This window comes from Brachybacterium tyrofermentans (genome assembly GCF_014897585.1).
Lineage (GTDB): Bacteria > Actinomycetota > Actinomycetes > Actinomycetales > Dermabacteraceae > Brachybacterium > Brachybacterium tyrofermentans.
The window spans coordinates 165,939-175,642 of record NZ_JABUXW010000007.1 but is presented as its reverse complement, the minus strand read 5'-3'; the positions used below and the strand labels follow the sequence as shown (position 1 = coordinate 175,642).

The 9,704-nt window shown below is 67.0% G+C and carries 8 protein-coding genes; 2 read left to right on the top strand and 6 right to left on the bottom strand.

Going from position 1 to position 9,704, the window contains the following annotated elements; genetic code table 11:
• Positions 1–287 (top strand): integrase core domain-containing protein (locus INT49_RS07060; RefSeq protein WP_193117009.1); only part of this gene is annotated, 287 nt, incomplete at its 5' end.
• Positions 288–369: 82 nt separating this feature from the next.
• Here INT49_RS07060 and INT49_RS07055 read toward each other — a convergent pair.
• The 6 genes from INT49_RS07055 to chvE all read right to left on the bottom strand — a co-directional run bounded on the left by INT49_RS07055 (position 370) and on the right by chvE (position 8,172).
• Positions 370–1,287 carry a carbohydrate ABC transporter permease gene (locus tag INT49_RS07055; RefSeq protein ID WP_193117008.1) on the bottom strand — a complete coding sequence of 306 codons (918 nt, stop codon included), beginning with the start codon at positions 1,285–1,287 and terminating at the stop codon, positions 370–372.
• Entirely contained in the window at positions 1,284–2,234 is a 951-nt protein-coding gene (locus INT49_RS07050) for a carbohydrate ABC transporter permease (protein WP_193117007.1), read from the bottom strand. The genes INT49_RS07055 and INT49_RS07050 overlap by 4 nt, the downstream gene beginning before the upstream one ends.
• A gap of 139 nt (positions 2,235–2,373) precedes the next feature.
• Positions 2,374–3,657 carry an extracellular solute-binding protein gene (locus tag INT49_RS07045; RefSeq protein ID WP_193117006.1) on the bottom strand — a complete coding sequence of 428 codons (1,284 nt, stop codon included), beginning with the start codon at positions 3,655–3,657 and terminating at the stop codon, positions 2,374–2,376.
• Positions 3,658–4,202: 545 nt separating this feature from the next.
• Positions 4,203–5,384, bottom strand: a complete 1,182-nt coding sequence (gene mmsB, locus INT49_RS07040; RefSeq protein ID WP_193117005.1) for a multiple monosaccharide ABC transporter permease — start codon at positions 5,382–5,384, stop codon at positions 4,203–4,205.
• A 9-nt stretch (positions 5,385–5,393) separates the two neighbouring features.
• Positions 5,394–6,935, bottom strand: coding sequence for a multiple monosaccharide ABC transporter ATP-binding protein (mmsA, locus tag INT49_RS07035; protein WP_193117004.1), 1,542 nt, complete (start codon positions 6,933–6,935; stop codon positions 5,394–5,396).
• Positions 6,936–7,020: 85 nt separating this feature from the next.
• Positions 7,021–8,172, bottom strand: coding sequence for a multiple monosaccharide ABC transporter substrate-binding protein (gene chvE / locus INT49_RS07030; RefSeq protein WP_193117003.1), 1,152 nt, complete (start codon positions 8,170–8,172; stop codon positions 7,021–7,023).
• Between the two features lie 468 nt (positions 8,173–8,640).
• On the opposite strand from chvE, the gene INT49_RS07025 reads away from it, so the two are divergent.
• Entirely contained in the window at positions 8,641–9,663 is a 1,023-nt protein-coding gene (locus tag INT49_RS07025) for a LacI family DNA-binding transcriptional regulator (protein ID WP_193117002.1), read from the top strand.
• The last annotated feature ends 41 nt before the right edge of the window (positions 9,664–9,704 follow it).

Below are 9,704 nucleotides of genomic sequence, written 5' to 3'. Positions count from 1 at the left end.
CAAGGTCAACCCCCGCACCGGCGAAATCGCGAGTTGACAACTATAGGAGCGTCAATGCCCTGGCCGAGGCCTTCAACTCGCTGTTCAAGGCTGAACTGGTCCGCAACCGCGGGCCCTGGAAGAACATCGACGACCTCGAGATCGCGACCGCAGAATACATCGACTGGTTCAACCACCGGCGACTGCACGGCGAGATCGGCATGATCCCGCCCGTCGAACTCGAGGAGACCTACCATCACAACCACCCCGCACCGGCACCCGCCGACGCGGCACTTGCGAGCCTCTAACAAACCCGGGGCGATTCAGAAGTTCGCAGGTCGCATCGTGACGCTCGATGCTGGATCGACTGGGTCGGCCAGGCCAGCCCGTTCAGGTGCCAGCGATGCCTGTGGTGGCGACTCCCTTGATGATCTGGCGCTGGAAGAACATGAACACCACGATCAGCGGCAGCGCGGCGAGCACAGCCTGGGCCATGTTCTGCGCGTACTGGATGCCGTAGGCGCTGATCACGGTCTGCAGACCGGTGGGCAGCGTCATCAGACTGGCGTCGTTGACCACGATGAACGGCCACAGGAAGTTGTTCCATGCGCCGATGAATACGAAGATCGCGACGGCACCCAGGATCGGGCGGGACAGCGGCAGCACGATGGACCAGAAGATCCGCAGTCTGCTCGCCCCATCCATCAGAGCAGCCTCCTCGAGCTCAAAGGGGATCTGGTCGAAGAACTTCTTGAGGATGAACACCATAGGTGCCGCGACCACCTGCGGCAGGATGATGCCCCAGTAGGTGTCCACCAGGTTCAGTGACAGCATCAGGTTGAACAACGGCACGATGAGGATCTGGCCGGGGATCATGATCGAGGCGACGATCAGGGTGATGATCATCTGCCGACCGGCGAACTTCAGCCGCGACAGCGCATACCCGGCGAGCGCCGAGATCGCCACGGTGATCACCGTGACCAGCGTCGAGGTGAGCAGGCTGTTCCACGCCCACCGCGGCACCAGACCCTCGGTGAGCACATTGAGGTAGGCCTTCAGAGTGAACCCGCTGTCGGGGATGATCGAGACCGGCATCGCGGCCGCCTCGGCCTCCGTCTTGAAGGAGGTCAGCACCGCCCAGAGCACCGGGATGAGCCAGGCCAGAGCGAGAACGGCGAGGATCACGAAGGCGACGATCCGGGCGGGGGTGGTCTTGCGTCGACGACGCCCGGCCGTGCTGAGGGCTGGGGACTTCACACTCGGGACCGCCGGGCTCAGGGTGGTGGCTGTGGGGGTCGCGGCGCTCATGCCTTCACGCTCCGTCGGGAAGAGATCACCATGTAGGCGATCGAGACGATGATGATGAGGAAGAAGAAGATATAGGAGATCGCCGAGGCGTAGCCCAGGCGGTATCCGGTGAAGCCGACCTCGTAGATGTACAGCAGCACCGGACGGGTCTCCCCGCCGGGTCCGCCGCCGGTCATCTGGTAGATCTGGTCGAAGACCTTCAGCGAGGCCAGCATCTGCAGCACGAGCACCAGCACGGTCGTGGGCAGCAGCTGCGGCAGGGTGATCGCGCGGAACTTCCGCCAGCTGCCGGCACCGTCGAGCGAGGCGGCCTCATAGAGCTGGTCGGGGATGTTCTGGAGCGCGGCGAGGTAGAGCAGGAAGTTGAAGCCGATGGTCCACCACACGGTGGTGACGACCACGGCGATCATGGCCGTGCTCGGGTCCTGCAGCCAGGCCGGGCCGGTAATGCCGAACCAGCCCAGGAAGGTGTTGATCAGCCCCAGCTGCGGGTTGTACATCCAGTTCCAGAACTGCGAGACCACAGTCGAGGCGAGCAGGAACGGCATGAAGAAGGAGAGCCGCCAGAACCACTGTCCCGGCAGGCCGATGTTGACCAGCACGGCGAGGACCATCGCGACCACCACCAACGGGATCGTCGACAGGACGGTGAACCAGGCGGTGTTGGCCAGCGAAGTCCATACCTGCGGATCCCCCAGGGCCTCCCTCCAGTTCGCCAGGCCCACGAACTCCGTGTTCGTGCCGGCGAGACTCGTCCCGGTGAAGCTCATCCAGAGGCCGTAGATGGTGGGCCAGATGAGGAATATCCCGAAGGCGAGGAGGAACGGGGCACAGTACAGCCAGCCACGAAGGTTGTCGGAGCGGCGGCGACGGGCCCGGCCGAGGGCGAGGCTGTCGCCCTGCTGAGCACCCCGGGGTGGGGCGGCGAGGGCATCGGCGGTGGTCATCGGTCGTCTCCTTCGACGGACGGACAGGTCAGCACTGCTGGGATCGGACGCGAACGGCGCACCGGGAACGGCGAGGGCGCGGGGACCGCCGGGGGCGCGAGGTGCCCGGCGAGCGAGGTCTCGAAAAGTCGCACGGCGATCACATCGGGGTGGGCTTGAGCAACAGGGCGTTGATCCGCGCGACGAACGCGTTCCAACCCTCGAGCGGTTCGGTGCGACGCGCCCAGACGTTCTGCATGTCGTTGCCGAAATAGGTGTGGAAGTCGCTGCCGGATCCGCTGAACCAGGCCGGCGGGTCATAGACGAGGTGGTCGACCGCATCGGCATAGTGCGACTGCGGAACGAGGTCTGCGTAGGCCGGATCCTCGATCACCGGGGAATAAGCCGGGATGTGGCCAGCCCCTGCCCATGTGATCGAGTTCTTCAGGAGGTAGGCGACGACCTCGTGCACGTTGCGACGCCGCTCCGGATCCGGATCCATCTGATGGGGCAGCACGAAGGAGTGCGAGTCGGCGTAGGCGACAGGCTCTCCGAAGACGCCCGGGATCATCGTCATGTCGAAGGGGACGCCCTGGTTGCGGTAGTTCCCCGATTCCCAGACACCGCCGTAGAAGGCGCCGGAGCCGCCGGTGGCGAACTCGGAGATCGCGGTACCCCCGTCGTGCCCGGGGTTACCGACCTCGTCATCGATGAGCGAGAGGATCCACTCGGCGGCCTCGATGACCAGCTCCTCCTGGTACACCATCTTCTTGCCCACGGGCAGCTCGATCGTGCCGCCGAGCTGGGTGTAATAGGTGGAGAACATGCGCCACTGGTTGGAGCCGTCCCCCAGATACCCGAAGGAGAGCCCGTAGCCGCTGGGAGCCTTGGCCCCGAGCTCGAGCGCCATCGCCCGGAAGTCCTCGGGGTTGTCGGTGGGCATCAGCAGCCCATCACTGCCCAGCACACCTGCCGCCTCGGCGATCTCGGTGTTGTAGTAGAGGACGAATGGGTGGGAGTCCAGCGCGATGTCGGTGAGCTTCCCGTCCACAACCATCTTGTCCCAGATCAGTTCCGGGAAGTCCTCCTGGAGGATGCCGAACTCCCCGAGCAGGTCGATGTCCCATTCGTCGAGCAGGCCGCCGGGCGCGTAGCCGGGAACGCGCGCCGCGTGCATCACGGCGAGGTCGGGGGCACGACCTCCGGCGGACGCCATCGCGAGCTTCGTGTAGTACGGGGCGCCCCAGGCGAGCACGGTCTGCTTGACGGAGGCCGCCCCCTCGGTGGCCATGTAGCCATCGAGCATCTCGCCCATTGTCACGCCGTCCGGCCCGGAGAGCAGGTGCCAGAAGGCGATGTCATCGGCCGCCCGCGCCGCGGTGCCGGCGCAGCCGGACAGCGCACCCAGCCCGCCGAGAGCGCCCAGGGCGCCGGCACCTTGCATCAGGGCGCGACGGCCGACGGCGGGGCCGCTGTCGCGAGCACGCCCGGGAAGACCTCCGGGGGAAGTCGGCCGGGGCCCTGCGGCGCCGGCGCGAGAAGAACCAAGCATCATTCCATCCACCTCTTCGTGGTGGGGCGCGGCCGCCGCGGCAGATGCCGTGCGCGGCCGTCAACCCGACAGTCTTCGTACGCTGGTTTCGAATTTACATCGTTGCAATGCGGCCGTCAACACTCCGCGCAGAAGTGCTTCTTGTGGGGCCCACCGGCCGATTCGCTCCATCCGGGCAGGTCAGCGCTTATCACGAAAGGGTCGGACTTCAGAAGCACAGTTCGTCATCGCTCGAGGCGGACAGAACGGCGCCCCGTCATCGCCCGCATCGCGGGCGCCAGGACGCCGTCGGACCTCTCTCGGCCCTTCAGACCCGAACCGGTCACCCCTTCATCGACTCGGCGCACGGAACCCCGCCGCCGTCCTCGACCATGGGGATCGAGGATGGCGGCGGGGTTCCGGTCGCAGGCGACAGAGCCAGGCCCTGTCGTCGCCTCTCAGGCTCCGCTGGTGGAGCGCTTCTTGTTCCAGACGTCGAAGGCCACGGCCACCAGCAGCACCACGCCGCGGACGACGGACTGGGTGGACTGGTCGATGCCCATGATCTGCATGCCGTTGGACATGACCGCCATGATGAGACCGCCGATGATCGCGCCGTGGACCTTGCCCACGCCGCCGGTGACCGCCGCGCCGCCGATGAAGGCGGCCGCGATGGCGTCCAGCTCGAACATGTTGCCGGCGCCCGGCTGGGCGCTGTTCGAGCGCGCGGAGTAGACGATGCCGGCGACCGCGGAGAGCAGGCCCATGTTGACGAACAGGAGCATGTTCACGCGGCGGGTCTTCACGCCCGAGAGCTGCGCGGCCTGGAGGTTTCCGCCCATGGCGTAGATGTGGCGACCGAAGATCGTGTTCTGGCTGATGAAGCCGTAGACGAGCACGAGGGCGGCCAGCAGGATCAGCACCACCGGCAGGCCGCGAGAGTGCGCGAGCTGCCAGGCGAAGGCCATGACGACCACGGCGATCGCGGCGGTCTTCAGCCAGAACAGCGGCTGGGCCTCGACCTGCTGCTTGTACTTCAGCTTCGCCAGGCGCCCGCGGTACTGCTGGACTGCGAAGACCACGATCAGCGCAGCGGCGAGGAACAGCGTGAAGGCGTCGTAGCCGTTGCCGCCGAAGATCCCGTTGAGGAACCCGCCAGAGATGTACTGGTACTCCTTGGGGAACGGCGAGAGCGAGACGTTGCCCAGGACCTGCATGGTCAGCCCACGGAAGATGAGCATGCCCGCCAGGGTGACGATGAAGGCCGGGATGCCCACATAGGCCACCCAGAATCCCTGCCACAGACCCACCAGCACACCGGTGCCCAGCGCCGCGAGGACGCCGAGCCACCAGGGCATGCCGTGGCCGATCACCACGACGGCCGCGACGCCGCCGGTCAGCGCGACCACCGAGCCGACGGACAGATCGATGTGCCCGGCCACGATGATCAGCACCATGCCGATCGCGAGGATCAGGATGTAGGAGTACTGGAGCACCAGGTTGGTCAGGTTGCCCGGGCTGAGCAGTGCTCCGCCGGTGAGGATCGTGAACAGCACGATGATGAACACGAACGCGATGTAGATGCCGCTCTGACGCAGATTTCGCGTCAGGAGCTGCTTGATGTCAGAAGTTCCCGCCATGAGGCGCGCTCACTCCCTTTCCCTGGTCATGAGCTCCATGAGGCGCTCCTGCGTGGCGTCCTGGGCGGCGACCTCGCCGGTGATGCGGCCCGTGGACAATGTGTAGATGCGGTCGGAGAGGCCCATGACCTCGGGCAGCTCCGAGGAGATGACGATGATCGCCTTGCCGGCCTCGGCGAGCTCGTTGATGATCGAGTAGATCTCGAACTTCGCGCCGACGTCGACGCCGCGGGTGGGCTCGTCGAGGATCAGCAGCTCGGGTTCGGTGTACAGCCACTTGCTGAGCACGACCTTCTGCTGGTTGCCGCCGGAGAGCTTGCCGACGGGCGCCATCACGGTCGGGGTCTTGATGTTCAGCGAGGAGCGGTAGCGCTCGGCGACCGAGATCTCCTCGTTGCCGTTGATCCACCCTCCGGTGGTGATCTTCTTCAGGCCTGCCGAGGTGACGTTCGTGCGGATGTCCTGGATCAGGTTCAGCCCGTACTGCTTGCGGTCCTCGGAGACGTAGGCGATCCCGGCGTCGATGGCGTCGGAGACCGTCCTGATCTCCACCGGCCTGCCGTGCATGGACACGGTGCCGGAGATGTCGCGACCGTAGGAGCGCCCGAAGACGCTCATGGCGAGCTCGGTGCGACCGGCGCCCATGAGCCCGGCGATGCCGACGACCTCGCCGGCGCGCACGGTCAGCGACGCGCCGTCGACGACGACGCGTCCCTGCTGGGTGGGGTGGCCGACGTGCCAGTCCTCGACCCGGAAGATCTCCTCGCCGATCTCGGCGTTGCGCTCCGGGTAGAGGTTGTCGATGTCGCGCCCGACCATGCCCTTGATGATGCGGGGGATGAGGGTGCGCTTCTGGTCCGCGGGGACGCCCATGTCGATGGTCTCGATGGTGGAGCCGTCGCGGATGATCGTCGTGGCGTCGGCGACGGCGGCGATCTCCCCCAGCTTGTGGCTGATGATGATGCTGGTGACGCCCTCATCGCGCAGGCCGCGGATGAGCGTGAGCAGGTGCTCGGAGTCATCGTCGTTCAACGCGGCGGTGGGCTCGTCGAGGATCAGCAGGCTCACGTTCTTGGTGAGCGCCTTGGCGATCTCCACGAGCTGCTGCTTGCCCACGCCGAGCTGGCCGACAGGGGTCACGGGCTTCTCGCGCAGTCCGACGCGCTCGAGCAGCTCTGCGGCCCTGGCGTTGGTCTCGTGCCAGCTGATCACACCGCCCTTGGTCTGCTCGTTGCCGAGGAAGATGTTCTCGGCGATCGACAGGTGGGGCACCAGGGCGAGCTCCTGGTGGATGATCACGATGCCCTCGGCCTCGGAGTCGTTGATGGTCGCGAAGCTGACGGGGCGGCCGCGGTAGTGGATCTCGCCCTCGTAGCTGCCAGCCGGCTCGACGCCGGAGAGCACCTTCATGAGCGTGGACTTGCCGGCGCCGTTCTCGCCGCAGATCGCGTGGATCTCGCCCTCGTCGACCGTCAGGGACACGTCCTTGAGGGCGACGACGCCGGGAAATCTCTTGGTGATGGACCGCATCTCGAGGATGTGTTCGGTCAAGGGGCCCTCCTTCGGGCAGGAGGGTCCCGGCGCCGCGACCTCGCGCGCGCCGGGACCCCACCGGTTTTCTGCTGCAGAGGCCGGCTCAGAGCTGGCCGGACTCGACCTGCTCCTCGGTGTAGTACCCGGAATCGACCATGATCTCCTGGTAGTTGTTCTCCAGGACCATCTGGATCGGGAGCAGGTACGACGGCACGACCTTCACGCCGTTGTCGTACGTCTCGGTGTCGTTCGCCTCGGGCTCTTCGCCCTTGAGGATGGACTCCGCGCTCAGGATGGCCTGGTCGGCCAGGGTGCGGGTGTCCTTGAAGATGGTCGAGGACTGCACGCCGTCCGCGATCAGCTTGATCGAGGCGATCTCGGCGTCCTGACCGGTGACGACCGGCAGGCCCTCCTTGAGCGTCGGCCCGAGGCCGGCGTTCTGCAGGGCGTTGATGATGCCGCGCGACAGCGGATCGGCCGGAGACAGCACGCCGGCCAGCTCCTCCCCACCGTTGTAGTGCGTGGTCAGCAGGTTCTCCATGCGCTTCTGGGCAGTCTCCTGCTCCCAGCGCTGGGTGGCGGCCTGCTCGATGTCGATCTGCTTGGACAGCACCACGAGGGTGCCGTCGTCGAAGTACGGCTGGAGGGTGTCGATGGCGCCCTGCCAGAACAGGTGGGCGTTGTTGTCGTCCAGGGAGCCGGCGAAGAGCTCGACGTTCAGCGGGCCCTTCGGGGCATCGCCGGCGGGCTTGAACTCCTCGTCCAGCAGGCCCAGGCCGAACATCAGCGCGTTCGCCTGGTTCACGCCCACCTTGTAGTTGTCGAAGGTGACGTAGAAGTCGACGTTCTCGTTGTCGGTGAGCAGGCGGTCGTACGCGATCACGGGGATGTTCGCCGCGGCGGCCGCATCGAGCTGCGAGGAGAGCGAGGCGCCGTCGATCGAGGCGATCAGCAGCACGCTCACGCCCGAGTTGACCATCTGATCGATCTGCTGCTGCTGCGTCGGGATGTCATCCTCGGCGTACTGCATGTCGACCTTGAAGCCCTTGTCCTCCAGGCCCTTCTTGATGTTGTTGCCGTCCGCGACCCACCGCTCGTAGGTCTGGGTGGGCATCGCGACGCCGACGGTCTGCTCGCTGGGTGCGGCGTCCGTGTCGGGGCCACCGGATCCTGCGCCTTCGCCGCCACAGGCGGCCAGTCCGAGCGCGGCCGCCGTGGCCGTCGCTCCCAGCATGAAGATTCTCCGGTTGTACATGGGTATTTCCTCCTCGAAATCGCCGACTGCTCCCTGCAGCAGGGGACGTCCCGCGTGGGCTCTGTGCGCGTGCGGTGCCGGGCTGCTTCGCCCATCACCGTGTCAACATCGCCTCGGCGGTCACTGCTGGACCCTGGGGCGGGTCCGTGTCCATGGTTCGCACGCCATCGATGGCGAGGAACGCCCCGAATGGTAACGTTCACATTGAAGCAGATGTCAAGAAGAGTCGACCCCCTGGGGGTCACGAATCAGCAACGACTTACCACTGGTAAGTTCCGTGTAACGCGGTGACCTGCTGTAAAGCGTTTTCACGCGTTGATGCAGGTCACGGACGACGCAGCGGCTCCCTCACCGGAGACCGGCGCGGAATCCTCGGATCGGGCACGTGAGCCGATCGCCCATCTCGACCACCTGCACCGACCACCTGCACCGACCACCCGGATCGACAGCCCCCTCAGGAAGGAGCCCATGGACCCCGCACCCCGCCGCCCCTCCATGGCCGACGTCGCCTCCCGCGCCGGCGTCTCCTACCAGACCGTCTCCCGCGTGCTCAACGAGCCCGGGATCGTGCGGCCCGACACCCGTACCCGCGTGCAGCAGGCGATCACCGAGCTCGGCTACACCCGCAACCGGGCCGCCCGCGCCCTGAAGACCACTCGGTCCTCGCTGATCGGCATGCTCACCGACGGCTCCGCGCTGTTCGGACCGGCGGAGACCACCACCGCCATCGAGTCCGCCGCCCGCGAGGCCGGCTACTCGGTGCTCCTGACCACCGTCGGCGCGCACGACGACTGCGAGCGCGAGATCGGTGCCGAGCTCCTGGGCTCCGGGGCCGACGGCGTCCTCGTGGTCGCCGCCCACGAGGGCATGGTGCCCGCCGTCGCCGCGGTCGCCCGCTCCACCCCGGTCGTCGCGGTCTCCGCACAGGCCCCCCGAGCACCCGGGGTCGAGGTGGTCGGCGTGGACCAGCAGCTCGGAGCACTGCAGGTCATCGAGCACCTGGCGCGCACCGGCGCCCGCTCCGTGGTCCACGCCGCCGGCCCCCAGGACTGGTTCGACGCCCGCGCCCGCCTCGAGGGCTTCGAGCACGCCGTCGAGCTGCACGGCCTCGACGGAACCGTCGTGGGCCCGGGCGACTGGACCCCCCGAGCCGGCTACGACCTCGCGAACGACCTGGTCCGCGAGGGCCTGCCCGATGCAATCTTCGCCGCGAACGACATGATGGCGATCGGTGTGCTCCACGCCCTGCACGAGCACCGGCTGCGCATCCCCGAGGACGTCGCCGTGGTCGGTTTCGACAACACGCTCGGCGCCGAGTTCCAGGTCCCCTCCCTGACCACCGTCTCGCAGCCCTTCGCGGACCTGGGTCGACTGGCCCTGCAGCGCCTGCTGTGCCTGCTCGAGGGGCACGAGCTCCCACCCGGGACCCCCAGCACGCTGCCGCCGCGCCTGGTGGTGCGCCGCTCCACGCGCCCCGAGCGCACGCACTGACCACGAGCTGCCAGGTGCCACCGCCCAGACTCCGAGACAAA